At 43.0% G+C, this 25,138-nt stretch carries 22 protein-coding genes; 15 read left to right on the forward strand and 7 right to left on the reverse strand.

Annotated features, from left to right (window positions below; translation table 11 throughout):
* The first annotated feature begins 3 nt into the window (after positions 1 to 3).
* The 5 genes from IRQ95_RS03270 (at position 4) to IRQ95_RS03290 (ending at position 5,226) form a co-directional block, all read left to right on the forward strand.
* Positions 4 to 1,626 (forward strand): dihydroxyacetone kinase subunit DhaK, encoded by a 1,623-nt coding sequence (locus tag IRQ95_RS03270; RefSeq protein WP_194435572.1) that lies wholly within the window; start codon positions 4 to 6, stop codon positions 1,624 to 1,626.
* Between the two features lie 104 nt (positions 1,627 to 1,730).
* Positions 1,731 to 2,813, forward strand: a complete 1,083-nt coding sequence (locus tag IRQ95_RS03275; protein WP_194435573.1) for a glycerol dehydrogenase — start codon at positions 1,731 to 1,733, stop codon at positions 2,811 to 2,813.
* 426 nt (positions 2,814 to 3,239) lie between these two features.
* Positions 3,240 to 3,686, forward strand: a complete 447-nt coding sequence (locus IRQ95_RS03280; RefSeq protein WP_194435574.1) for a hypothetical protein — start codon at positions 3,240 to 3,242, stop codon at positions 3,684 to 3,686.
* Positions 3,687 to 4,660: 974 nt separating this feature from the next.
* Positions 4,661 to 4,942, forward strand: a complete 282-nt coding sequence (locus IRQ95_RS03285; RefSeq protein WP_194435575.1) for a type II toxin-antitoxin system Phd/YefM family antitoxin — start codon at positions 4,661 to 4,663, stop codon at positions 4,940 to 4,942.
* Positions 4,939 to 5,226 carry a type II toxin-antitoxin system RelE/ParE family toxin gene (locus IRQ95_RS03290; protein WP_194435576.1) on the forward strand — a complete coding sequence of 96 codons (288 nt, stop codon included), beginning with the start codon at positions 4,939 to 4,941 and terminating at the stop codon, positions 5,224 to 5,226. Before IRQ95_RS03285 ends, IRQ95_RS03290 begins: the two co-directional genes overlap by 4 nt.
* A gap of 42 nt (positions 5,227 to 5,268) precedes the next feature.
* On the opposite strand, the gene IRQ95_RS03295 is transcribed toward IRQ95_RS03290, so the two are convergent.
* Entirely contained in the window at positions 5,269 to 6,117 is an 849-nt protein-coding gene (locus IRQ95_RS03295; protein WP_194435577.1) for a methyltransferase domain-containing protein, read from the reverse strand.
* A gap of 392 nt (positions 6,118 to 6,509) precedes the next feature.
* Between IRQ95_RS03295 and IRQ95_RS03300 the strand changes: the two genes are divergently transcribed.
* Together IRQ95_RS03300 and IRQ95_RS03305 are read left to right on the forward strand one after the other, a co-directional pair.
* Positions 6,510 to 7,019, forward strand: a complete 510-nt coding sequence (locus tag IRQ95_RS03300) for a ClbS/DfsB family four-helix bundle protein (protein ID WP_194435578.1) — start codon at positions 6,510 to 6,512, stop codon at positions 7,017 to 7,019.
* 487 nt (positions 7,020 to 7,506) lie between these two features.
* Positions 7,507 to 7,956, forward strand: coding sequence for a GNAT family N-acetyltransferase (locus tag IRQ95_RS03305; RefSeq protein ID WP_194435579.1), 450 nt, complete (start codon positions 7,507 to 7,509; stop codon positions 7,954 to 7,956).
* A 412-nt stretch (positions 7,957 to 8,368) separates the two neighbouring features.
* Here IRQ95_RS03305 and IRQ95_RS03310 read toward each other — a convergent pair whose 3' ends face one another.
* Complete coding sequence (locus tag IRQ95_RS03310) at positions 8,369 to 8,707, reverse strand: cytosolic protein (protein ID WP_194435580.1); 339 nt, start codon at positions 8,705 to 8,707, stop codon at positions 8,369 to 8,371.
* Between the two features lie 619 nt (positions 8,708 to 9,326).
* On the opposite strand from IRQ95_RS03310, the gene IRQ95_RS03315 reads away from it, so the two are divergent.
* Both IRQ95_RS03315 and IRQ95_RS03320 read left to right on the forward strand, forming a co-directional pair.
* Positions 9,327 to 10,241: a hypothetical protein gene (locus tag IRQ95_RS03315; protein ID WP_194435581.1), complete on the forward strand. Its 915-nt coding sequence runs from the start codon at positions 9,327 to 9,329 to the stop codon at positions 10,239 to 10,241.
* Between the two features lie 199 nt (positions 10,242 to 10,440).
* The gene (locus IRQ95_RS03320; protein ID WP_194435582.1) at positions 10,441 to 11,037 is read left to right on the forward strand and encodes a tyrosine-type recombinase/integrase; all 597 of its coding nucleotides are present in this window, start codon (positions 10,441 to 10,443) and stop codon (positions 11,035 to 11,037) included.
* Between the two features lie 285 nt (positions 11,038 to 11,322).
* Here IRQ95_RS03320 and IRQ95_RS03325 read toward each other — a convergent pair whose 3' ends face one another.
* Positions 11,323 to 12,081 (reverse strand): hypothetical protein, encoded by a 759-nt coding sequence (locus IRQ95_RS03325; RefSeq protein WP_194435583.1) that lies wholly within the window; start codon positions 12,079 to 12,081, stop codon positions 11,323 to 11,325.
* A 793-nt stretch (positions 12,082 to 12,874) separates the two neighbouring features.
* Positions 12,875 to 14,065 (reverse strand): Bcr/CflA family efflux MFS transporter, encoded by a 1,191-nt coding sequence (locus tag IRQ95_RS03330; protein WP_194435584.1) that lies wholly within the window; start codon positions 14,063 to 14,065, stop codon positions 12,875 to 12,877.
* 207 nt (positions 14,066 to 14,272) lie between these two features.
* Here IRQ95_RS03330 and IRQ95_RS03335 point away from each other — a divergent pair, with 207 nt between their 5' ends.
* The gene (locus IRQ95_RS03335) at positions 14,273 to 14,935 is read left to right on the forward strand and encodes a Crp/Fnr family transcriptional regulator (RefSeq protein WP_194435585.1); all 663 of its coding nucleotides are present in this window, start codon (positions 14,273 to 14,275) and stop codon (positions 14,933 to 14,935) included.
* Positions 14,936 to 15,044: 109 nt separating this feature from the next.
* Here the strand turns inward: IRQ95_RS03335 and IRQ95_RS03340 are convergent, their stop codons facing one another.
* Positions 15,045 to 15,785: a sulfite exporter TauE/SafE family protein gene (locus IRQ95_RS03340; RefSeq protein ID WP_161987039.1), complete on the reverse strand. Its 741-nt coding sequence runs from the start codon at positions 15,783 to 15,785 to the stop codon at positions 15,045 to 15,047.
* Positions 15,786 to 16,060: 275 nt separating this feature from the next.
* Here IRQ95_RS03340 and hpfG point away from each other — a divergent pair, with 275 nt between their 5' ends.
* The 3 genes from hpfG to IRQ95_RS03355 all read left to right on the forward strand — a co-directional run bounded on the left by hpfG (position 16,061) and on the right by IRQ95_RS03355 (position 20,787).
* A complete protein-coding gene (gene hpfG, locus IRQ95_RS03345; RefSeq protein ID WP_194435586.1) occupies positions 16,061 to 18,592 on the forward strand; it encodes a (2S)-3-sulfopropanediol dehydratase in 2,532 nt (843 codons plus the stop codon).
* Positions 18,593 to 18,686: 94 nt separating this feature from the next.
* Complete coding sequence (gene hpfH, locus IRQ95_RS03350; protein ID WP_194435587.1) at positions 18,687 to 19,646, forward strand: (2S)-3-sulfopropanediol dehydratase activating enzyme; 960 nt, start codon at positions 18,687 to 18,689, stop codon at positions 19,644 to 19,646.
* Positions 19,647 to 19,725: 79 nt separating this feature from the next.
* On the forward strand, positions 19,726 to 20,787 hold the full coding sequence (locus IRQ95_RS03355) for a galactose-1-epimerase (protein ID WP_194435588.1): 1,062 nt from the start codon (positions 19,726 to 19,728) through the stop codon (positions 20,785 to 20,787).
* A 144-nt stretch (positions 20,788 to 20,931) separates the two neighbouring features.
* Here the strand turns inward: IRQ95_RS03355 and IRQ95_RS03360 are convergent, their stop codons facing one another.
* Together IRQ95_RS03360 and IRQ95_RS03365 are read right to left on the reverse strand one after the other, a co-directional pair.
* Entirely contained in the window at positions 20,932 to 21,690 is a 759-nt protein-coding gene (locus tag IRQ95_RS03360; RefSeq protein WP_083627253.1) for a DeoR/GlpR family DNA-binding transcription regulator, read from the reverse strand.
* 18 nt (positions 21,691 to 21,708) lie between these two features.
* The gene (locus IRQ95_RS03365) at positions 21,709 to 22,596 is read right to left on the reverse strand and encodes a PfkB family carbohydrate kinase (protein WP_228481186.1); all 888 of its coding nucleotides are present in this window, start codon (positions 22,594 to 22,596) and stop codon (positions 21,709 to 21,711) included.
* 211 nt (positions 22,597 to 22,807) lie between these two features.
* Here IRQ95_RS03365 and yihU point away from each other — a divergent pair, with 211 nt between their 5' ends.
* Both yihU and IRQ95_RS03375 read left to right on the forward strand, forming a co-directional pair.
* Complete coding sequence (gene yihU / locus IRQ95_RS03370; RefSeq protein WP_194435589.1) at positions 22,808 to 23,701, forward strand: sulfolactaldehyde 3-reductase; 894 nt, start codon at positions 22,808 to 22,810, stop codon at positions 23,699 to 23,701.
* A gap of 521 nt (positions 23,702 to 24,222) precedes the next feature.
* Positions 24,223 to 25,083 carry a class II fructose-bisphosphate aldolase gene (locus IRQ95_RS03375; protein ID WP_194435590.1) on the forward strand — a complete coding sequence of 287 codons (861 nt, stop codon included), beginning with the start codon at positions 24,223 to 24,225 and terminating at the stop codon, positions 25,081 to 25,083.
* Positions 25,084 to 25,138: the final 55 nt, after the last annotated feature.

The raw sequence follows: 25,138 nt of genomic DNA on the forward strand, positions 1-25,138 counted from the left end.
ACTATGGCTGACTTAATTCTAAATAATAAAGAGTCGTTCGTAATGGACTCAATCCAAGGCACTCTTTACACCTCTACGCTTGAAAACCTAACTTTCCTAGACTTTGAAAATGACATCAAAGTCGTTGCACGTAATGACTGGAGCAAAGAGAAAGTGGCACTAATTTGTGGTGGTGGCTCTGGTCACGAGCCAGCACACGCAGGCTTTGTTGGTAAAGGTATGCTAACTGCGGCGGTATGTGGCGACCTGTTTGCAGCACCAAGCGTGGACTCAGTGCTTAACGCGATTTTGCACGTAACAGGCGATGCAGGTTGTTTAGTGATCATCAAAAACTACACTGGCGACCGTCTGAATTTCGGTCTAGCGGTGGAAAAAGCGAAAGAGATGGGGCGCAAAGTTGACCTTATCGTTGTCGGTGATGATATCTCTATCCCTAATAACCCTCAGCCTCGCGGTATCGCAGGTACGCTATTTGTACAAAAAGTAGCGGGTTATGTGGCTGAAAACGGCGGCACGTTGGAAGAAGTGAAACAAGCGGCTCTTGATGCACACCAAAAAACAGCGTCTATCGGTGTGGCACTAACGAGCTGTTCACTACCGGGTGAAAGCAACGACCGTATCGCGCAAGGCAAAGCGGAGCTAGGTCTAGGCATCCACGGTGAAGCGGGTATCGAAACCATCGAGCTACCAAAAGCAAAAGATCTTGTTACCACTATGGTTAGCAAGTTACTAGAAGCGAAACCAACCACAGACAACGCGATTCTGCTTAATAACCTAGGTGGTCTATCTCCAATTGAGATGAACATTGTGGCTAAAGAAGTGATGGAATCAGAACTGGGTAAAAACACTAAGTTCATCGTAAGCGGCGCACTGATGACTGCGATCGACATGAAAGGTTTCTCTATTTCGACCATTCAACTAACCGATGAAATCGCTAACGCATTGGTTTCTCCTGTTGAAACAGCAGCTTGGCCTGGTGCGGTAGCGCGTCGTGAAGTGCCAGTGACTAAGTGCGAAAACCAAATCGCGAAGAAAGCATTCACGCCTTCACACGATGAAGAAACGGCGTTAGTGCTAACTAAAGTGTGTCAGGCAATCATTGATATTGAAGGTGAGTTAAACCACCTAGACTCAATCGTGGGTGATGGCGACACCGGTTCTACATTTGCTGCGGGCGCACGCAAGGTTCTGGCTCAGCTAGAGGCTAACAACTTGCCATTACAAGATAAAGCTAAGTTGATGACAACCATCGCTGACTGCCTAACGTCAGTCATGGGTGGCTCTTCAGGCGTACTGCTTTCAATCATGTTTACAGCAGCAGGTCGCGACTTCGAGCAAAACGGTTCATTGCCACAAGCACTGCAAGCGGGTCTTGGTCAAATGATGGCTTACGGCGGCGCGAAACCGGGTGACCGTACGATGATCGATGCGTTACACCCAGCGCTAGAAGCGTGGGCTCAAGAAGGCTTTGTAGCCGCAATCGCAGCAGCAAAAGCGGGCGCAGAAGCGACCGTGACAATGACTAGTGCGAAAGCGGGCCGTTCTTCTTACCTAAACAGCGACAGCTTAAATGGCACTAAAGATCCAGGCGCATTCGCAGTAGAAACGGTATTCAGCCAGTTCTAATTGATAAGCCATTTCAGAGGGACACTATTGTGTGTGTCCCTCCAATATCTCCAATAACGTCGCACTAGTGACGAGAACCAGAATAAATTTAAAAGGATCCCATCATGGATAACATCATCATCTCACCAAGCAAATACATCCAAGGCGAAGGCTCACTAGATAACATCGGTAAATACGTATCGGTATTTGGTAAAAAACCTCTAGCAATCGCGGATAACTTCGTAATGGGTCTTGTGCGTGATCGCGCTGAAACCAGCATTGTTGGTGAAGGTCTAGAAGTTAACTTCAACACTTTCGGTGGCGAATGTAGCCGCGTTGAGATTGACCGTTTAATCGAAGTACGCAACGAGCAAGGCAATGATGTGATCATCGGCTTCGGTGGCGGTAAAACGCTAGATACAGCAAAAGCTGTGGCGTACTACGCAAAAGTGCCAGTGGTAATCGTACCGACTATCGCTTCAACGGACGCACCAACATCTGCGCTAGCGGTAATCTACACGCCAGAAGGCGAGTTCAGCGAGTACCTACTGTTCCCACAAAACCCGAACATGGTGATCATGGATACGGGTATCATCGCAGCTGCGCCAGTACGTACACTTGTAGCTGGTATGGGTGATGCACTGTCAACTTACTTTGAAGCTCGCGCTAACGGTCTTTCAGGTAAAGCAACCATGGCTGGTGGCGCGCCAACACGTTCAGCTCAAGCACTGGCTAAGCTATGTTACGAAACCCTAATCGCTGATGGCGTGAAAGCAAAAGCAGCGGTTGAAAATGGCGTATCAACTAAAGCGGTTGAGAATATCATTGAAGCGAATACTTACCTATCGGGTATCGGTTTCGAAAGTTCAGGTCTTGCGGCTGCACACGCGATTCACAACGGTCTAACTAAGCTTGAAGAGTGTCACCACCTACTACACGGTGAAAAAGTGGCGTTTGGTACACTAACTCAACTGGTACTAGAAAACGCGGCACAAGCGGAAATCGAAGAAGTACTAAGCTTCTGCCGTTCTGTAGGTTTGCCAACCAACTTGCACCAAATGGGCGTGAAAGAACTTAATCTAGAGAAATTGATGGAAGTGGCAGAAGCATCATGTGCAGAAGGTGAAACTATCCATAACATGCCATTCCCAGTAACAGCGAAGTCTGTTTACGCAGCAATTCTAACAGCGCATAAGCTAGGTCTATAAGCCTTCGTTCTACAGGGTATTGTCTCTGTAGATAAAGGTTTTTTCTGAGTGCAAACGGCTTCTAAGGAAGCCGTTTTTTATGGGTGGAATTTGGGGATTATTGGTTTTTCTTATTGGGACAGACACTTTAAGCCCTTAAGACTTTCTTATGGGGTTATCTGGAGTTGTTGCGGTGATGATTGAGAAGGGGATTAAGGGACAGACACTTCAAACCGGAGTGCGATTGGCGAATCTTTAGGAGAGATTTGGTATAACAATGAGAACCCATTTCCTATTCTGGGAGGCGCTTTAACCAAGGAATTAAAAGCAAGGCCAAGAGTTTTGATAAGCTAAGAGGAATTGGTAGAGCAGGAACGTTACCTGATGGAAGGAATATCAATATGCGATCAAATAGTAGTGGCGGAAGGCCCACTGTGGAGATACAAGATGGGAAAAAGAGAATCAAAATTAGGTAAAACTAATGATGTTCAAGAAATTCAAAAATTTATATCTTGGGAACCGATACCAGACACACCGAGAAGAGTAATTTGTAATTCTCTTTCTGATGGAGATGAGGGACTATGTATTGAGTTGAGTGAATACTTTCTACCGAATGATGCTCAGAGCTCTGTACCAAGAAAATTGAGAATTAAGTTTGACGCTTTTATTGCATATCGAAATATAGATGAGAGCTATAGGCTACGTCTGTTAGAACAGAACCAAAATCGGGAAGTAAGTTTATTTATTGTGGAGAGTTCATATTGGCTAGATTGGCTGCAAAAAGAAAGTCATGGTTATTATGAGGATCGGAAAGTTGTTCACTATCTCATAATGTCTATGAACGACTGTATTGATGTTCTGTCTGAGTTTGAACCTGATATAGAGATAGTGTAAAGAGCTTTAATTTGTTGTTTTTCTTATTGTAATCTGATCCCGTACTTTTCATATTGTATTAAGTGTTTATTTATAACTGAACTTGTAAGCATCTCAATAATTGAGTGTTTTACTATATTTGAAGATAAACTATAGCTGAACTTTACAGTTAAAAACGACCACGGACTGTCATTCTGCACCTCAAGTAGAGCAAGCGATTATCTTTGCTAACGCGAGGAAATTTGAAGTTTACTGATGACTCAATCGAGGGGTTGCCGGGACAGACACTTTAAGCCTTAACCATATACACGCAATTGGAAAGGTGGAATGCGAGGTTCTGGTGTTCCAATATCCTCTTTGAAATAGAGCTTACTATGAAATTGACAGAGTTACATGATTGGGAAATTAGATGTGTTGAAGCTGAGCATGAATCGAAATCTGCAAATTTGTACATACATCACTCTGAAACGAGACGAAATTTGATTATACGCATACTTGGAATAAAACGCTTCTATGCATCAGACATGATGCTACAGAACGTTATTTTGGATGTGTTAATGTTGAAACCAAATTCGTCATCCGGTTATCTTGAACATTGTAAGAATCTATTGAATTTGGCTGATGTAACATTCGATAGAGATGACATTATATTCTATATTGAGCCTTCTGTTGGAGTTGAAATAGCTTGTCTATGCCATTCGGTAGAGTTGTCAGAAGTTTCGTCGTAGAAAACTATTGACGATAAATGCGAATACATGGAGCTTTTGTTTCTCTGGTTTTGTCCGGTCGGTTTTAGGTGTTCCTGACACCGAAAACCTAAAAATGCATCCTGAATTTTTGACTAGTGTATTAGTTATCTGAAGTTATTGCGGTAGTCATGGAGCGTTGGGATTCAAAGAGAGGTGGATGGATTTAGCTGTGGAATGGTTTGTTGCTCATGTTGGCACGTTAGACTATTATTTGTACGTTAAATTGTACTTAATGGAGTACTTGAAATGAGTCGTATTCATTTTGATAAAGATATTCAGCCATTGTCTGAATTCCGTGCCAGTGTGGCTTCTTACATTAAACAAATCAATGAGACTAGGCGCCCTTTAGTGATTACCCAGCGTGGTAAAGGCGTTGCCGTTGTACTTGATGTGGCTGAGTATGAAGCTATGCAAGAAAAGATAGAACTGTTGGAAGAAATGCGAGCTGCGGAAGCTGAACTAAACTCAGGTCTTGGTGTTTCAAATGAAGATGCACGAGCTCAAGTGTTAGGGCGAATCAATAGATGAAAGTAGTGTGGTCTCCGTTAGCGCTAAATAAACTTGGTGATATTGCTGAGTTTATCGCTTTGGATGATCCATCTGCAGCTGAAAAGTGGGTCAACGAGGTGTTTGATAAAGCTGATTTACTCGCGACCATGCCAGAAATGGGGCGTCTTGTTCCTGAAATGCCTTGCTCTAACTATAGAGAGGTTATTTTTGGTCACTATCGTCTTATTTACAGCTGTAGTCACGAAATTCGAGTGCTGACTGTTCGTAATTGTCGTCAGTTGCTAACCGATGACGATGTGTAAACGGCTTCCTAAGAAGCCGTTTGGGTCGAGTGATTTTTAGCGTTAGGCTTCAGACTTGTGACCAATAACCAGAGCCATTTCGTCACCATCTTGATATGGTGTGCCTTTTAGATCGCTGTACGTACTCTTAACTTCAAGACCATGTGTTGCTAGCTCTTGGCTAAGCTCTTCAATAGTGAAGTGTTGCAGCCAATTAAACACACTCCATTCTTTATCTTCTTGAGAGATGACATACTGATCGAGAGTGACTTTTTCATCCTCATATTTGAATGAAGATTTGATGCACCAGTAGTCTTTTTCACTCCAGAAGCCATTCATAGAGTTCTTTTCAAGTTCTAGCGATTCATTTTGACTAGCAAATCTTGTTGCCGTGTAGACGTCTAATGCAATCGAACCGTTTGGAGCAAGTAACGACTTAAACTTAGTGTAAAGCAGTGCGCGTTGGTCCGGGTTGAGTGCACATAAGTCGCACATAACTAAAGTAATGAGATCAAACTTGCGCGTATCACTGTACTCTAGGTAGTTACCATAGTTGTACTCGATCGCCAGATTGGCTTGTTTAGCTTGTTCGGAGGCATAGCTTAACGAGTTACTGGAGAAATCTAACCCAACAACAGTTCCGATACCTTTTGCTTTAATGCGATGGGTATACAGACCAGGACCACAACCGAAATCAATAACTTGCGATGTTTCATTTAATTTAAATTCTGAAACTAACCATGCAACAGACTCTTCAATGAATGAAGCCGTTCTAGAAGCGAGGCTTAAATCAGGATTAAGGTGAAAAGACAACATTTGCTTTGCAATATGTTCATCAGTCCAAAGAACATCCGCGGTATATTGAGACCAGACAATAGGTTTAGTGGTAGCTTGATTAATTTTTTTAAACACTTTGGTAATTCCGACAATGGGTTATTGTCATCCTCACCGCAAACTAGAGGGCGGTTAAATTCCCTAAAATGCAGTCAGGACGCGTTAAAGATGTAGTTTGGTTATTAGTAATCATTGCAGATGCCTCCTTTAAAATAGTTAAAATCGAGCGCAGATTATATCAAGTTAAAATTGTGGTCAATTTATCTCGTTCGGGCTTTAGATACTGGCGTAAACAGTGCGATAAGTGTGTGTTGTCGCGCCTTTTTCAGCTAAAGCGCTTTATGTCTCAGTAATCGACTAAATGGTGAGGTAGGTTAGTCTTTTCTTTAGTAACTGACTGATTAATTGTGCGTTATCTATGTAGAAAGTTGTTTGTTTGCACAGGGAAGTCAGAAAAACAGGAGCCTGTCATGTCTTCAGTACCCACTAACAAAGAACAGTTGGAGTTAGCGATAAACTCGATATTCACTAAGTTAATGGTGGACTACCGTGCTGTGCCTGAGAGTGCATGCCGATTGTGCGAAATTGAAGGGAATATTAAAGGGACCAAGATAAGTGTCAGTGACACGTTGGCTTACTTGATTGGTTGGGGCAAATTGGTGCTTAAATGGCATCGTTTAAAGTCGACTAACCAGCATGTCGATTTCCCCGAGACAGGGTACAAATGGAATCAGTTAGGCTTGCTGGCTTTAAGTTTTCATCAACAATACCGCGACTGGAAATATGACGATTTGCTGGTTGAGCTAGAGTCTACAACTAACGAGATATTGGCTTTGATTGGCAGTTTGAGTAATGAAGAGTTATACGGCGTTGCATGGTATGAGCAGTGGACGCTAGGGCGAATGATTCAGTTTAATACCTCTTCACCAATGAAAAACATGCGTACACGAGTCAGGCGTTTTACCCGAGAGTTAAGCTAAGGGATGTGACTATTTTGATGGTTGAGCATAGATACGTAAGTATGTGGTCTGGTATGTCCCGTTTGATTGAGTTCTGGTTTCGTGCCGACAGGGAATTTAATTGCAGGGCGTGAAGTCGAGTTGTATTTGGTGATGAAGGACTGCTAGGTAAGTATGATGCGGTGGTATGTACCGCTCAATGCCTGTTTGGACTTCTAAGACCTTATCGTCAGCGGTCCAATTACTCTTTGTTGCACCAAAGAGTAATCAGAAAGGTGCTTTTGTTTCTCTGGTGTTGACCGGTCGGTTTTAGGTGTTCCCAACACCGAAAACCTAAAAATGCGTCCTGCATTTTTTCCTATACCGCAGGTGAACTTACGCTAACGAGGTGCTTAAAAGTACGCAACTGAACTTTAGTGTTTTAGGGAAAGTGTTATAGGGACAGGCACTTTTAGTGGACACTTTTAGCGCCAATCAATATTGATTATTTTTACAGGAAGTAGCGAGCATGAACCTAGAGCTTAGAAATATAGATGCCAGCAATTTTTATCAGATTTGCCAGTTGGAAGTCGCTCCAGACCAGCTCAATCATGTCGATAGCAATGCTATTTCGTTAGCCGAAGCGAATTTCATGGAGTTTGCTTGGTTTAGAGGGATTTATTTAGGCGATCAGCCTGTTGGATTTGTTTTGGTTAATGCAGATACCGTGTCAGGTAAATTTGAGCTGTGGCGATTAATGTTAGATAAATCCCAACAATCAAAGGGCTATGGTCGTACTACGATAAATTTACTGATATCGGCATTAGTTAATGAATTTGGTATATCTGCGCTTTATACCAGTGTCGTCGGTGACGAAGGCGGTCCGAAAGGTTTCTATTTGAGTTGTGGTTTTGTGCCAACAGGGAATCTAATTGCAGGGCGTGAAGTCGAGTTGTGCTTAGGTTTGGAGGATTGCTAGGGGTGTTGGGTGAGGTGGTATGTCCCGCATAGTACCTGTTTCGACTTCTAAGACCTTATCGCAAGCGGTCCAATTACTCTTTGTCTTGCCAAAGAGTAATCAGAAAGGCGCTTTAGTCCGTTGGTGCTGATCAGCCGGTTTTAGGTGTTCCCGACACCGAAAACCTAAAAATGCGTCCTGCATTTTTGCCTAGTATATTGGTAATCTGAAGTTGTATGTGAAAACAGGGCAGATTATTAGTACCAGTTATCTTGTTTGTATTGCCCATTGCAATAATAGTTGCTGACGAATTGACAGGACTTCTTATAGGGACAGACACTTCAAGCTCTTTAAGGTTTCAATTGGGACAGGCACCTTAAGCTGTGGTTTGTTCGAGATGCCAGTTTGCCGATTTATGCTTAATGAGTAACGCTTAGCCTAAACGGGTGATAAAGGTTTGCTCGTCATCGACAAAAGCAATAAAGCCGCCGTGATAGATAAATACTCGACCACGCCCTTCGACTAGGCAAGCAAGCTGTGGATTCAAATCTTCGGCGTTATCTTTACTTTGAAAAGTGCCAGTATCCGTGATGACGCCGTCAAGTGAAGGCAAATATCCATAAGTACGTTTGGCTTGATCAATCAGACTCAATTCGCTGGCGCGCGAGAAGCAAGAGGGGATCGCGCCTGCGTCCTCTATAAACATGGTCTTAAATTCTTCAAAAGCGGTAATCACCAGCCAGTCGATGTCGTTAACATGATGGATAAACATTGGGTTTCTCGATAGTTCTAATACGGAAATTGTATCACTATCACAGGAGAGTAGTAGAGTTTTAATGTCGAGTGGCGGAAGCCACTAGCTGGCATTTACTATGTCAGCTTGAAACGCGCTTTTGCCCCATTGTCATTTAGAGTTGAAACTCATTAACAGGCTGTTAATGCAAGCTTGTGATACATTTTCTAATCGCTTTACGAAGTATCAGATATCAAAAAAACCTGCCAGTGAAAGATCTTCAGTTATGGGGCATCGAGTGAATACTATGCTCAATTTTATGGACGCTTTTGAAGTGCTAAACGTAAGTTTTTGTCCCATTAGACTTCATACCTTATGACTCACCGCCATACTCAAAAATAAAGTACACTTTTTTGAAGAAAGCTTGCTGTGTTATAAAAGATTTGTTATTCATAAAATATGAAACGAATTTATGTAAACGCAATTAACACGACCACTACCACCACGATAGATTTCGGGGGGTAGCTTTTTGCGTCTTTAAAAAACCCTCTGAGCGAAATTGCCAGAGGGTTTTTTTATACCTAAAATTCTAATTTAATTAGTGAAAATCAAAATTTTCTGAGTTGAACAGAATAGACAAGCTTTACTTGGAGCAGATATGAAATTAGCAAAAAATGAAAAGATAGATAACTCGGCTCCGCAGGTGCGCGGTGAAGCAAAGGCTCCTACTGGGGCAGCTGAAACAACGCCAGTCATCATTTACGGCAAGCGTCGTATCAAGGATGGCATGTTAGAAGAGTTTAAGATCCAGTATCAAGCGTTTTCCAAGTCTGTCTACGAGAGCAATCCAGACGTTAAAGCTATCTTTGCATTTCCTGACAAAGAAGATCCATTGGTTTACTGGCATGTTATTTGGGTTAAGAGTGCAAATGCTTTCGCTAACGATTGGGACCGACCAAGTGAGAGTGAACCGTTATGGGCTACTTATAAAAGCACAGCAGAAGATCCTGATACACTGATTGTGTATGGTGGTTGGGATAAGGATACACTTGCTGAGACTCAGAATATTCCATGTGTGCGTTACGATTTTAAGAAAAGCATGGCTGGTTTTATTAAAGCTGATGGCGGAGGAGAAGAGGGCCCTGCATTATTTGGATTTACAATGCGCTATGTTAAACCAGGCCAGATGAAAGAGTTGGGGACTTCTTTTCAGACTGTATGTAATTTATGGTATGAAAAAATTCCAGGGATCTTGATGGCCGCTGCATTTCCTGATGAAAAGATCCCGAATTTAGTCCATGACTTAAGGCTCTTTGCAAACCATAGCGCATTTTTGGCGCATGTAGATAAATCAGATAAAGAATTGACGGAAGCGATGGAGAGGTGGTTTGAGAACTACGACACAAGCATCCCATTCTCGGGTCAGCTTTACGCCGCCAGCACGAAAGATGATGCTCTGCATACAAGCTCGATCAAGTCCAGTTCAACCCCGCGAGCCCAGCTTGATACGTTCCATTTTGGGAAGTCTGGTATGTTGGGCCAGATGCCGAATATGACGAGAAACGACTCGTGAACTATCGACTCTAATAATTCGCAAAACCAGGCCAATGTTACGGCGCGTCATGCCTCTACATTGGCAGGTGCGCAATGCATTAACCATGGTATTACTTAATCTAAATTGATTATGTCCCCCGACGTTTCAGAGCTTCCTAAACCCTACTAAATTTGACTGCCAAACTTCATGTTGACCAAAACACTGAGAGGAGGTCATCATGAGAAAGTTATCTTCTGGAAAATGCAGTGGCATCAAAAGGCCATTTAAGCTTGAAGAGATCTGGCGGATCAGAACTAGGCTGGAGATTGAAAATGATCTGATGCAGCTCGCACTACTGAACCTAGCTATAGATAGCAAGTTAAGAGCGAGTGATTTACTAAAGCTACACGTTTACGATGTTTCTTCGCAAGGAATTATCTATGAAAGGGTTCAGTGCATTCAGCAAAAAACTGGCACCGATGTCCACTATGAGATTACTCCGAGAACACAGCAAAGTATTAGCCGATGGATTTTTGCAGCATGCCTAGAGGCAAGCAGTTTTCTATTCCCGAGTAGCCGACGCTTTGGGCAACCTATCAGCTACTCATTCTATCGTTCAATTATCAGGAACTGGGCTGTAAAACTGGGACTGAACGCTGACTATTACGGCACTCATTCAATGCGCCGCACCAAAGCCACGTTAATATATGCCAGAACGAAAAACATCAGGGTCGTACAGATTTTACTTGGACATTCGAAGCTAGATAACACAATTCGATACCTTGGCGTTGAACTAGAAGACGCTCTGAGGTTATCTGAGAAAACAGACTGCTGACAGGTGCTGAAACAGGCTTTTCTTCTGAAAAGCCTGTGCCCCATTTAGTGTTAGATCTCTTACTCATTCATATCTTGTTAATCTGAGTTTGACCTACTCAAACTTATCCACTTGAGCTGAGTAGTTAGCGTTCCCGTTTTTAGGCGACAATTTGCAGCTTAGTATCCCTTGTCTTACTTTAACTAATTGATAGTTAATTGAACCAATATGACTAAGAGTGCATTATTAAAGAATGAAAAGACGACAGTTTGTCGACTAATAAGCGTTATGTTCACGAAGCAAATATCAGAATAATGCGACAATCCATTCTCGAAATTTTGGGAAAATCATTATTAATGTCGTAATCAGCCCCACAGCAGAGTAAACCAAAGGTATGTAGTAGTGGTTGTGTACTGGTTTACGCTTTGTGAAAAGTCGCTTTTTGTTCTTGTGCCAAAACTCAATATCTTTATCTGAAGTTTTTGCATCACTCAAGAAAATTTGCCATTTATTACCGTGTCTTAGCTTGTGGAAACTGAAACCAGCACTGAGCTTTTCTTGCCAAAGAGCTAATTGGTTTTCATTTTGAAACTCATAGGTTAATGCAGGGGCATGATGCATAACTCTGCCAATCTGAATACCGTGCATTGTGAACTCAAAGTCAGCATGATTTTTGACTAAATCCTGTTCTTTGAACTTTAAAGCGGCTCTTCGGCAGAGCAAATAAAAATAATAAGTCTGCTTCAATGAAGCGACTGAGTTTTCAGAAAGTAAGTCGAATTCATCTCGTAAGCACTTCAGAGTATACAGTTGATAAATAAAAAGAAGCACGAAGAAAAGGGTAAGGTTTCCTACACTAACAGAAGCTACCCCTGTTGAGATTGTTAATGGGGTCGTGATATTGAATGAGACCATGAAAATAGAGAATGTAGACAAGCTTAATATTGTTTTCTTCAATTTGTCATATTCGGCAGTAAAACTGAAAGTCTGCATTTCGTCACGAACAGAGTCCATTGCAGCCTCTCTAACACCGATAATGTCGTATGGAACTCGCAGTTTCTTCATTTAAATCATACCTCTAAGCCACTCGATGGATATTATAAGGGCAAGGAATAATTTTAGTATGCATACGTGTGAACAATGTGAAAATAACAAAGCATTTAAGGTATCAAGATACTTTTTCTAATCTGGAACAAGTGTTTTAGAACGATAGACCTAAAACATTTCTGTCCAAAAACGTTCTAGCCCACATAACCACAACAATAAGCAAAAATGCAGGATAGCATTTTTAGGTTTTCGGGGTCGGGAACGCCTAAAACCGGCTGGACAAAGCCAGAGAGACAAAAGCGCCTTTCCAGTTACTCTTTGGTAAGACAAAGAGTAACTGGACAGCTTACGGAGCAGTAAGAGAAATATGATTAAGTCTTAAGCGGGACATACCAACGCCACAATTTTAATCATCTGCCCAGTTTGACTGTAATGATGAACACCAGATAGCTTGAATCTATACCCAAGTGACTTCAAAATGCAGGATTCAGAGCGTTGTCATTGATTCGATTTCAAGGAAAACAACGCAGCGTAATAGCCAGCTCTTTCCAAGTTGTTTGACGCAGCAATCGGGTCAATGACACGCTCCCAAAGGGCGAGTTGTCTTGGCTTGTTTACTTTGTTGTCGATTCTTGATTTAGACCCACTAGACCTTTAAATCGCCGCCGCGTCTACAACCAAGTCATTCTCGCTGAAGCTAGCATCTCGAGGTTACTTGGGTATAAAACTAATAGCTAATGATTGCTTCAAATCCACTTAGACTTCGGTCTATATTCCCTAAAGTGCCCCACACAATAAACTATGGAAATGCTTATTCTGCTTGGAATACATAGTTTCTATGTCTGCCAAAAAGTACAACGCAAGCGGGTATCAATAGCCACATATGGAGGGTTACTAAGTCGGGGATATTGATGTTAAGAGTCTGAGTTACCCATGTCACAAGACCGCTGCCACTTAGCTGTATAAAGCCCAATAGCGCAGCAACCGTACCCGCTTTCGTTGGGTATAGACTTAATGCCTGAGCAGCGGAGGGTGCAATAATGCAGGCAAAACCGATAGAAGCTATAAAAATAGGCAGCATAAACCCCCAAGCCGTTAAATTGTAAGCTAATGCCTGAAGTAAAATCCCTGATGTTATCGTTAGGGCTAAGCCGAGTCGTAATACATTACGTCGGCCGAGTTTATTTATAGCTAATGGGGTGACGATATAGGCTACTATATTAATGACAGCATTCACGGTAAACCAAAAGGTGAATTCAGAAGCCTCTAATCCTATATTTGACACCAACCAAATCGGTGCAGAAGTAATGTAGGCCAGCACGGCACTTGTGGTGAGAGCACATAGCGATGCATGAAAGAGAAATATGGGCATTTTCAATATCGTAATAAAACTTTGAAAATCACTCGTTACTGGCTGGTGTTTCTGCTTGACTTGGGGTAACTCGCGAACGAATCGCCACACCAGAATTCCAACAACCAAGCTACATAGCGCGAGAAAGGCAAAGTTTGACCTCCAGCCAAAGTTCACGGTGAGCCAATGCCCTAATGTTGGGGCTAAAGCGGGAACACTCGCCATTGCGCCATTAAGATAGCTAATCATATGACTGCTTTGTGAGGCGTTAAAATTATCTTTTACTAAAGCGAATGCGACAACGGTTGTCGCGCTTGCCCCAAAACCTTGCATAAAGCGAGCAGTCAGAAGAACATCAATGGATTGTGCGTAATACACAACGATTGAGCTAACCATGTAGACACAGATTCCGAAAAAGGCAATTGGCTTTCGACCATATTTGTCTGATAGTGGCCCAACAATAAGTTGTCCAATCCCTAAAGAGATCATAAAAAAGGTAATTGATGCTTGAAGGTTTGACTGTTCAACCTTCAAAGATGATGCAATGTCATTAAATGCGGGTAGATATATATCAATCGCTAATGGACTTAGGACAATCAAAGCCATCGAGATGCTTGCGAGCATGATAGAGTGATTTCGGTGAGTTTTCATGTTGCTCCAGATACTAAAAATTAGAAACTAGTGATATCGTTGAACCCCACACACAACCCTCGTTGCTAGGTGTAAATCTTTGTTGTTAGCCGTGGGCGGGTGGGACTTGCGAGAGAATTTAACTTATTGCAGGGTGTTGAAAACATGACAATTGTCTGGATCGGGCATTACCACAGACAAATATAAAACTTAAGAGAAAAATCTAATATGGATGAGGCTTTGCTGCAGGAAGGCTATGATGTTTTTCGATGTTTTGTAAATAAACAAGCATTACGAACGATTTCGATTTGTCAGGGCGATTACATTATTAAACAGCACCAAACAATGAATGAAGTGTATTGGGCGGCCCCTGCTAAATTTATGATTAGGCATACCGCTGAGAATGGTAAAAGTCTTAGCTTGGGTGATTACTCATTAACAGATAACCTCTTTGGTGAAGTTGAATATTTTTCTAGAAAACCGAGCTCCTTCGACATGATTGCGACGGATAAACTAGAGCTTGCGGTAATTCCTGCGGATCGTTTAAGGGATTTCTTGCTGCAAGAAAGTAAAGCTGCTTTTTGGCTTAATCATCGCATTGCGACTATTCAACAGTTTACAATGACTATTGCGTTAGAGCGGGCATTGTATCCTTTGAAATTCAATATTATTCAAGATTTGATCCATAGACATTCAGCGCAAACACCGTGGTTCAACCATGCGTATATGTACCAAGAAGCAGAACGGTTTGGGTGTACAGAGCGAGCTTATGCGCGAGTTATACGTGAGCTAATTGATGAAGGTTTGATTAAAAAGCAAGATGATAAATCGACTTTGATCCCTGTTGACATAGAACGCCTCAAGGCGATCGTCGCAGCATATCAGCAGTAAGTTATGTTGATTCTCGCCCGCATAGGTGCAGCATTAGCAATGCAAAAAACAAAAACGACACTCACCATGAGTGCCGTTTTACCAACTACTGACCAAAACACCAAAATGTCTAAAAACTTACATTTTTGAACACCAGCATAAAGCCCATCACTAACAAGAAACTATGTACGATTTTGTGGTAGTCGATTTTGTACTTCTGCAGGAAGTGGTAGCCAATCATACCGCCTGCTAAACCAAGTGCAAACGCTGGCATTGCCGATAAAACGTGCGAAATAACTTCCTCAGTAATCAACCCTTCATTCCAGAAACTTACGTTGGCACCGATCATTTGCAACATAAAGAAGAACGCCAGTGTCGACTTGGTTTGGTCTGCTGTCCAAGGCTGCATTGATGTGTAGGCAATCACTGGTGGACCTGACTCACCGACGCTCGCTCCAAGCACGCCTGAAGTAAAACCTGCACCAATCGTTAATGGCATTGAAGCCTCTTTAAACAAAGGCTTAGTCGCACGTAGCGAGTGGATACTAGAAATAATTAATACCGCACCCATCGTCAATAGAATGTACTGCGATGGCATGCTTGCTAGCAGTTTTGCGCCGACAAAAGAAGCGGGTACTGAGCCTGCAAACAGGATCAAACCTGTCTGACGTTGAATAGAATGTCGCATTTTCCACACGATTGGTAATGTCACCAACCAGCCGAAAATACCTGCAATAGGAACCGCCGTTTGAGCACCGACAATCAGTGACAGCAAAGGTACGGAAACGAGTGCTGAGCCAAAGCCAGTCAAGCCTTGAGTAAAGCCTGCTAGTGCGATGATCAGCGAAATAAGAATTATCGTGGTGTCCATAAATCCATGTTTAGAGCTTAGTGAATGTACGATCACTATAGATTTATTATAATTAATTACCATTATTTGTGTCACATTTTGTTGTTTTTTGTTTGTATGGTTTCGCTTTGTGACCATCCTCCCATACAATTTCTACCTCTTTCGTATAATCAACCTCAGTAGTTTCGGGCATTGCGAGCAGTCAAAATGCCAATGTTTAAATAGTGACTTTGAACCGTTGTGAGTTCAAAGAATTGAGCATTGGCATCTTGATTCTTTATTTTATGAGGTTAGCTATGGAAAACTTCCAAGCAGACAAAGAGATGTTGTTTGAACTGAAAACAACCTCTCACACAGATGCAATCGGCACAGAGGCATTTGATAAGGTTTATGGTTTGGGTTACGAAGTAGGGCATGCGGATTGGTCTCCGTTCCCACGCGTGAATCGTCTGCGCCAAACGTTCTTAGATCGTCCATACGACATTGATGTGGAAAGATTGCGTTTAGTAACAGAAGCGTATCGTGACAATGAAACTATGCCACGTATTGTGCAATGTGCGTTGGCGTTTCAAAATATTCTGCTTAACAGCACGTTGCACATCTACGACGAAGATTTGATCTTAGGTGAAATTGCAGCGCCTGCCAAAGCATCGCCAATCTATCCTGAGTTCTCAGTTGACTGGATCATCGACGAAATTCTTAACTCGCCATTTGAAGAACGCTCAAACGATCAGTTTTATATTCGTAATGAGCAAGAGCGAGCGGAAATTCTTGAGTTGTGCGCTTACTGGAAAGGTAAGAGCGCCAATGAGTTCATCACCGCAAACTTAGATGACGATCAGAAGAAAGGTTCTCACATGGGTGAGAAAGTGTTCCAAACCAACAACTATCATTTTGCTGGTATTGGTCACTTCGCAATGGACTTCAATAAGCTGATGACGCTTGGCTACAATGGCGTATTAGAGCAGGCACAACAAGCTTTTGCTGGGCTTTCAAAACAAGATCCAGATTATGGTGATAAGCGTGATTACTACACCGCAACCATTATTGCGCTAGAAGCGGCGATTAAATACATCACCCGTTACGCGCTGCTTGCGGAAGACATGGCGTTCGCCGAGTCTGATGAAGTTCGTAAGCAAGAATTGCAAGCGATGTCGGCGAACTGTTACCAAATTGCTGGTGGCGTACCGCAAACATTCTGGCAAGCGGCTCAGTTGTTCAACTTTGCTGTGACGATGACGCAAATAGAAGGCAATGGTCACTCCATTTCTTACGGTCGTATGGACCAGTGGATGCTACCGTTCTATGCCAAAGATCGCGCTGAAAACGGCGTGGCCAAAGAGTTTGTTTTAGAAGTGCTGGAGGTGCTTTACGTTAAGATGAACAACCCAACCAAGCTGAAAGACAAAGGCACAGTTAAGGTGCGCAATGGTCGTGGCTTTGGTGGTGAAAGCTTAACGATTGGCGGTGTTGATCAGCAAGGTAACGATGCCACTAACGATCTAACCATGCTGATGCTTGAAGCATCTGTGCATACACGCATGATGAACCCTTGGGTGTGCGTGCGTTTACACGATCAAACGCCATATGAGCTTAAAGTAAAAACCATTGAATGTATTCGCGCAGGCTACGGTCATCCGAAATTGTTCAATGATGGTCCAGCGATTAAAGCGATGCAAGGTAAAGGCGTGACGCTTGAAGAAGCGCGCGATTACGCGGTTGTGGGCTGTGTTGAGCCGACGATTCCAGGTAAAGAACACGGCTGGCTGGATGCGGGCTATGTGAACACCGTGAAAATGATGGAAATGGTGATCAACGGTGGTCGTATTTTGTCGGGTCCTAATGCTGGCATGCAGCTTGGCCCGGATACTGGCAGCCTTGAAACTTATCAATCATTTGAAGAAGTGTTAGAGAGTGTGGACAAGCAGTTTGCTTATTGGTGTGACCAACTGTGTAGCTGCCTAAACATTACTGACAAGATGCATCGAATGATAAAACCAACGCCTTACATTTCAGCGTTCTTTGAAGGGTGTATCGAGTCAGGTAAAGACATGACTTATGGCGGCGTTAAATACAATGGCACAGCCCCACAAGCGGCGGGCATTGCTAGTTGTGCTGACTCATTGGCGAGCATCAAAAAGCTCATGTTTGATGATAAGAAATACACAGGTAAACAGCTGTTAGACGCGGTAAAAGATAACTGGGATGGTCACCAAAAACTGTATGCCTTGGTTAATAGCTCGAAGATCCCACACTTTGGTAATGATATCGACGAAGCGGATGAGCTATTTAACTACATGTTTGAATGTTACTGCCGTCATATTAAAGGTCGCCAAAACCCACGTGGTGGTAAGTTCAGCCCGGGTGTTTACACTGTAAACGCTAACGTAGGGATGGGGTTATACACTAACGCATCATTGGATGGACGCAAAAACGGTGAGCCAATCTCGGACAATATGGGACCGGTGCATACCGCGGGTGGCTCACACGATATTAGCGGCCCAACGGCAGTGATCAACTCCGTCACCAAAGTGGACCATAGTTTGGCAACAAACGGTACGCTACTAAACCTACGTTTCCCTGAAGATGCCGTTTCGGGTGTTGAAGGTCGCGATATTCTGCTCAGCTTTGTTGATGAGTACATCGGTAAGCAGGGCATGCACGTACAATTCAATATCATGAGTTCGGAAAAAATGCGCGCAGCGCAAAAGAATCCAGAGCTTTATCGCGATATGTTGGTGCGAGTTGCTGGTTACAGTGCTTACTTTGTTGAGCTGGGTAAACCGCTGCAGGACGATTTGATACAACGTACAGAACTACGATTCTAATTAACCCATAGTGATACCCAAACCATTGCCCACTAGTATCTGGGATTATGAGTGGTTTGGGTTTTCACGTTTTAACACTAGGTTGAGGTGAATTGTGTCAAACCAGGCGATAGTGCTAAATATCCAAAGGTTCACGCTGCATGATGGACCGGGTATTCGTACCGAAATATTTCTTAAAGGTTGCCCTTTGCGCTGTGATTGGTGTGGCAACCCCGAAAGTTTTAAACGCGATATTGAAGTCGGCGTTTACCACAACAAATGCATTTCCACTGAACATTGCGGCTCATGTTTTGATGTCTGTCCTGATAATAAAATGCTGATCTATTCCGACGCCATGTTGCAGCAGATCGATAGACACCAGTGCACCAGCTGCTTGAATTGTGTCGAGGAGTGTCCTTCGGAAGCAATAAAGCAGTGGGGCGAGTCGATGTCCGTTGATGAGTGTATGGATCTGATACGTAAAGACCGCGGATTTTATGACCGTTCAGGCGGTGGAGTGACGGTTTCTGGCGGAGAACCTTTGCTGCAAAGTGATTTTGTGGTTGAGTTGTTTAAAGCCTGTAAGGAAGAGGGGATTCATACCTGTCTTGAGTCGAGCTTCTATGTCAATTGGAACCGGATTGAAAAGGTTCTGCCTTATACGGACCTGTTTATTTCTGATCTCAAGTTAATGGATAGTGCCAAACATAAGCAATACACCGGCGTTGATAATCGTAAGATTTTTAATAACTTAAAAGCGCTGAGTAAACTCGACAAAGCGCTGATTTTACGGATACCAGTGATACCAACTATCAATGACGATAATGGCAATATTTCAGCTACTGCTGACTTTATTGAGCAGGAACTTGATGGTCGAGTTAGTATCTTGCAGTTGCTGAGTTTTATGCGCTTGGGTGAGGACAAATACCAGTCGTTGGGTCTGCCTTACAAAATGCAATCACTGCAATTCGACCGCCATGAATTTCAGGCTCGAGTGAGCGAAATTGCCAACTACTTTAATCAACGCGGTATTCGCTGCTCAGTGGGAACGAAAGAGCAGAGTGAAACAGTTTAGATAGTACAAATAGAAATGCTAAGTGATAGTGATGGTATCAGTTGGCGAATAAGATAAAACGGATAAATGAGGTAACTACGTGGAACTGAAGATTGAAAATTGGGGACAGGTTGAAGGTCAAACTGCACCGGTAAAACTGATTACGCTGACCAACAGCCAAGGTATCTCACTGCAGTTGACTAACTATGGCTGTATTGTTACTTCAATTAAAGTGCCAGATCGCAATGGTGTGCCAGCAGATGTTGTGCTTGGTTACGAAAGCCTAGAAAAATACCTTGGCGGGCATCCTTTCTTTGGTGCGGTAGCGGGTCGTTATGCTAACCGTATTGCAGAGGGTCGTTATGATCTCGATGGCGAAGTGTTTCAATTAGAAACCAATGAAGCGCCAACTGGGCAACACCTTCACGGTGGTGCGAAAGGTTTTGATAAGTACGTATGGGATTTTGAAATTGAGGAACAAGAAGAGGCAACATACGTTCATCTAACGCGAGTATCGCTCGATGGTGAAGGAGGTTACGGTGGCACTTTGAATGTGACTCACACCATCGGTTTAGATGAATTCAATCAAGTTCACTATAACTTCCAAGCTTTTACTAATAAGCCTACGGTTGTTAATTTAGTTAACCATAGTTACTACAACTTAGCGGGTCATGATTCAGGTACAGTTGATCAACATGAATTGAAGCTTTATTCCCAGTTTTACACTCCGGTTGATGATAACTCCATTCCAACCGGTGAAATTCTGTCGGTTAAGGGAACGGGTCTCGATTTCACCGAGACCAAACAGATTGCTTTGAATAAAGCGATGATGCCGTTAGGCGGCTTTGACCACAACTGTATCCTCGATGGCTCGAGAACAGAAGGAGAGTACAGCTATGCGGCGGAGCTTTATGAGCCGCAAAGTGGACGCATGATGACGGTTCTCACTACGCAGCCAGCTGTACAGTTTTACAATGGATTTAAGCTGTCAAACAAGCATTGGGTAGGGCGTAACGGTGAGCGTTATGAGTCTTGCCATGGTATGTGTTTGGAAACACAGCACTATCCAGATAGCCCAAACAACGTGCATTTCCCAACGACTCGTCTTAACCCTGGTGAGTTGTTTGAAGAGAAGACGATTCACCGCTTCTCAATCAAATAGCTCTAAAGAAAATGATGTTGAAGCACAATTAGAAAAGGCCCTTAGAGGGCCTTTTCTTTATTTATTACAAGTGGTTGTAATAGGTATAAAAAAGCGACTTAGATAAGTCGCTTTTTACGTTAATGCGTTCACAACACCGCGTATCTATGAGCAGATAACCACTTCTGTTTCGCCCTGTCTAGCCGCAGTTTCAATGGCTGGGCTAGGCTTCGAGTCAGTAAAGAAGTAATCAACGTCTTTGATGTTAGCAAGGGTAATAGACCCTTTTGGAATGAACTTGCTTGAGTCCATCGCCACTAACACATGGCGTGCTGCCTTCATCACTGTTTGGGTGAATACGGTTTCGTTGAGATCGTATTCTAACAGTGTGCCATCGACATCGATCGATGCTGCGCTTGTTACTAAGTAATCAAAGCGGAAGTTAGAAATGAACTCCATGGCTTCAGTACCAACAATACCGCCATTGAATGCCTTCACTTTGCCGCTAGGGATCAATACATCAATAGACTTGTTAGTGTGCAGAACACTAGCTACACGTAGGCTATTGGTGATGACCTGTAGATTACTTTTCGTCGCTAAGTGGCTCGCGATGATTTCTGTTGTCGTACCAATCGAAATAAATACGGTAGAACCATCAGGTATCAAATCAGCAATTGCTTTGCCCATGGCATGCTTTTGCTCGGTATCGGATACTTTTCGAACCTCATAGTCGAGATTATTTTTTGTCGCTGGCGAACTTGCACCACCGTGGTGGCGGATCACAAAGCGAGCGTCGCTGAGCTTTTTAATATCACGGCGGATGGTCTGTGTAGAAACTTCAAGAAGCTCTGCGAGATCTTCGACGCTGTAATAGCCTTTGTCATTGACGAGCTGAATTAATTTATCTTGTCTGGGATTAGTCACTTTAATCCTCTTTTTTGTTTATTTCTGAAGTTTTTGGTCCACTTCTGATCTAGCCGGGATCCCTTCTCGACCACCTCTTTTAGTGCATTTTAACGCTGCTACTAGGTTTGAGAAAACAATCGCCTCACGGCTTTGTTTCGATTCTGCGACCGCAACCGCTAAAGCACCATGAAAAACATCGCCTGCACCAGTCGTGTCCACCACATCAACTTTGATTACTGGCTCATGACAAATTTCGTTACCTTCTAGCCAGTAGCAGCCCTGTGAACCTACTGTAACATAAACTTTGCCATCTGTTTGTTTTTTAGCGATTTTAAGACCTTCAATTGGGTCACTGCTGCCAGTGAATTTTTCAAGGCCAGGCTCAGAGAACGCCACATGATCGGCTAGTTTCACAAGCTCGTCAATAGGATCTGGTGAAAGGTCTGCGTCTAGTACAGAAGGGATATTGTGTTTTTTCGCTTGCTCTAAAGCGTACTTTGCACCCTCTGGCCAACGTACGTCAGTGAGTATGGTTTTGTACTGTGAAAAGTCGATAGTTTCAAGTTGCTTTGGATCGCGGCTGAGTGATTGATCTTGGTAATTAATGATCATTCGCTCACCTTCATCATCAACCAAAACGGCTGAGAATGCCGAAGAAGCGCCGGCCACATGCACTGCTTTATTAACGTTTACACCATAGCTAGCCAGCTCAGATAGCATGGTATCTGCCACGCCATCTTGACCAACACGACCGATAAAATCGACTTGGTGACCCATCTTAGCAACTGCGACAGCCGCTGTTGCAGCAGGGCCTCCGCCAACTTCGAAGTAGTCTTTAGCTACGTATTTTCCGCCAGTTGTTGGCAAAGTGGCTACACGTTGAATACGGTCTAGAACCGTAATACCTAAACATGCAATTGTCATAATGTTCTTCTCTTTAACGTTTACTTTATTGGATTGCGACTTCGCAAATTAATGTCTGCAGTATATTCACATTTAGACATTTAACTAGGACTGTAATCACAAAACGACCAAAACAAACAAAAAACAACAAAATGTGACATTTGTTACGGTTGCAATGTCAATTTATGTTTATATTTGTCTCAACTTAATCGCTAACGTGAAGGAAAGAACAATGTCTACTATTGGATTTATTGGTTTGGGTCAAATGGGTACGCCAATGGCGCTGAATTTAATCAAGGGCGGCCACTCAGTAAAAGTTTTTGACATCAACCAAGATGCAGTCCAGCAGCTAGTTGAACAAGGCGCTACAGCAGCGAGATCTCCTGCTAATGCGGCATTAGATTCGGAATTCGTTGTCACTATGCTGCCAAACGGTACGCTAGTTAAAAATGTCATCTTGGGTGAGAACGGTGTTACGACGACACTCGATAAAAATGCACTACTTATCGACATGTCGACGATTCACCCGCTTGAGACTGACAGCCTAATTAAACAAATGACAGAACTTGGCTTCTCAATGATGGAAGCACCAGTAGGCCGCACTTCTGAGCATGCTGTTCGTGGTGAGCTACTTATCATGGCTGGTGGCACAAAAGAACAAGTAGAGCGCGCTAAGCCGCTGTTTGATTGTATGGGTAATGAGACGGTTGATTGTGGCGGCGCAGGTAAAGGTATCCGCGTTAAGATCATCAATAACTACATGAGTATTGCTCTAAATGCACTTTCTGCTGAAGCCGCAACGCTTTCTGAAGCCATTGGTCTGGATTGGGAAACCTCAATGAAAGTGATGAGCGGCACGCCTGCAGGTAAAGGCCACTTTACAACCACTTGGCCAGGTAAGGTGCTAGCAGGTGACCTATCGCCAGTATTCATGGTTGACCTAGCGCATAAAGACATCGGTATTGCACTGGATCTTGCTAACCAAGTTAACGTGCCAATGCCTTGTGGCGCTGCGGCTCGTGAAATGTACAACCTAACTCGTGCGGCAGGTCGTGGTCGTCAAGACTGGACAGCGGTACTTGAGCAGCTACGCGTAAGTTCAGGTCTTGAACCAAAAGTGAAATAAAAACGGATCGTAAATTAGTTATCTAAGATGAAGATTAAGCAACATTTTATGACATTTTTTATGTTTTTTGTTGCTTATTGTTCCTTTGGAACTATCGATTTCTCATTGCCTAGATGCATGGTTTTTCAATTATTTTGATTACCAAAGACCATGAAAACGCAACAGACCTTCATTGTCTAAATGAAGGGTCAAATAGCGAAATCACGAATATTAATAAGTAATAGATTGTTGTAGATGCCCTAATTCTAAAGGGGTAGGGCGCTTTTTGTGCTGGTGAGTTTTGTCGTCAATATTTCGTTGAAACAGTCAGTTATAATTAAATAACAAACGGTGAGATATTGAGTTCTAGCAGAAATTTATGCTTGTTGAGTGTTTTGTGACTTCGTGTACATTTATGGCAATGAATGTCATTAAAGTGACAGAAAGTGTTATCCATCTAACAGAAATTGACAACTTGGATTGGTAACTTCTGTCTTAGCAAAATTAGAGTCGAGAGACTAAAAGTATTACAAGGAAATAAAATGGCTTACGTATCTGGTAACACAATGATTAATGAAGCGTGGAAAAACGGTTATGCAATCGGTGCTTTCACAGCTCACAACCTAGAAACGATCAAAGCAGTGCTATTAGCGGCTCAAGAAGAGCAATCGCCAATCATGATTCAAATTGGTCAAAAAGCAATTAACGAAATGGGTATGAAACCACTTCGTACTGCGATTGACTCATTAATTGAATATCACCAAATCACTGTGCCAGTGTGTGTTCACCTAGACCACAGCCGTAAGTTCGAGCAATGTATGCAAGCTGCGACCTGTGATTTCCAATCGCTTATGTTCGATGGTTCAGCGCTAGATTTTGAAGAGAACGTACGCATCACTAAAGCTGTGGTAGACGTAGCGAACGCGCTAGGTTTAGGTGCGGAAGGTGAGATCGGTAAGATCGGCGGCACAGAAGATGACATCACAGTTGATGAAAAAGACGCAATGATCACCACGGTTGCAGAAGCACTGGATTTCTCTGAGCGTACTGGCGTTCACTACCTTGCTGTTTCAATCGGGACAGCGCACGGTGTTTACAAAACAACCCCACAATTGAAATTTGACCGCCTGTCAGAAATCAAAGAAGCAGTACAAAAACCAATCGTTCTTCACGGTGGTTCTGGTGTGCCAGATGATCAAGTTATTGAAGCGGTAAAACGCGGTGTAGCGAAGATCAACGTTGATACTGAATTACGCCAAGGCTTTATTGACGGTGTACAAGCGCACTGGCAAGCAAACGCGAAAGACTACGTACTTGCAGACGTGATGAATACTGGTATCGCATCAATGAAAGAAGTGGTTCGCCACAAAATTCGCCTGTTTGGTTCAAACGGCAAAGCATAATTATAAAAATGACTTGGGTGCTATTTACCTCGGCACCCAATTATCCCAAGCCCTA

It is taken from the genome of Vibrio fluminensis (assembly GCF_015278125.1).
Taxonomy (GTDB): Bacteria; Pseudomonadota; Gammaproteobacteria; order Enterobacterales; family Vibrionaceae; genus Vibrio; species Vibrio fluminensis.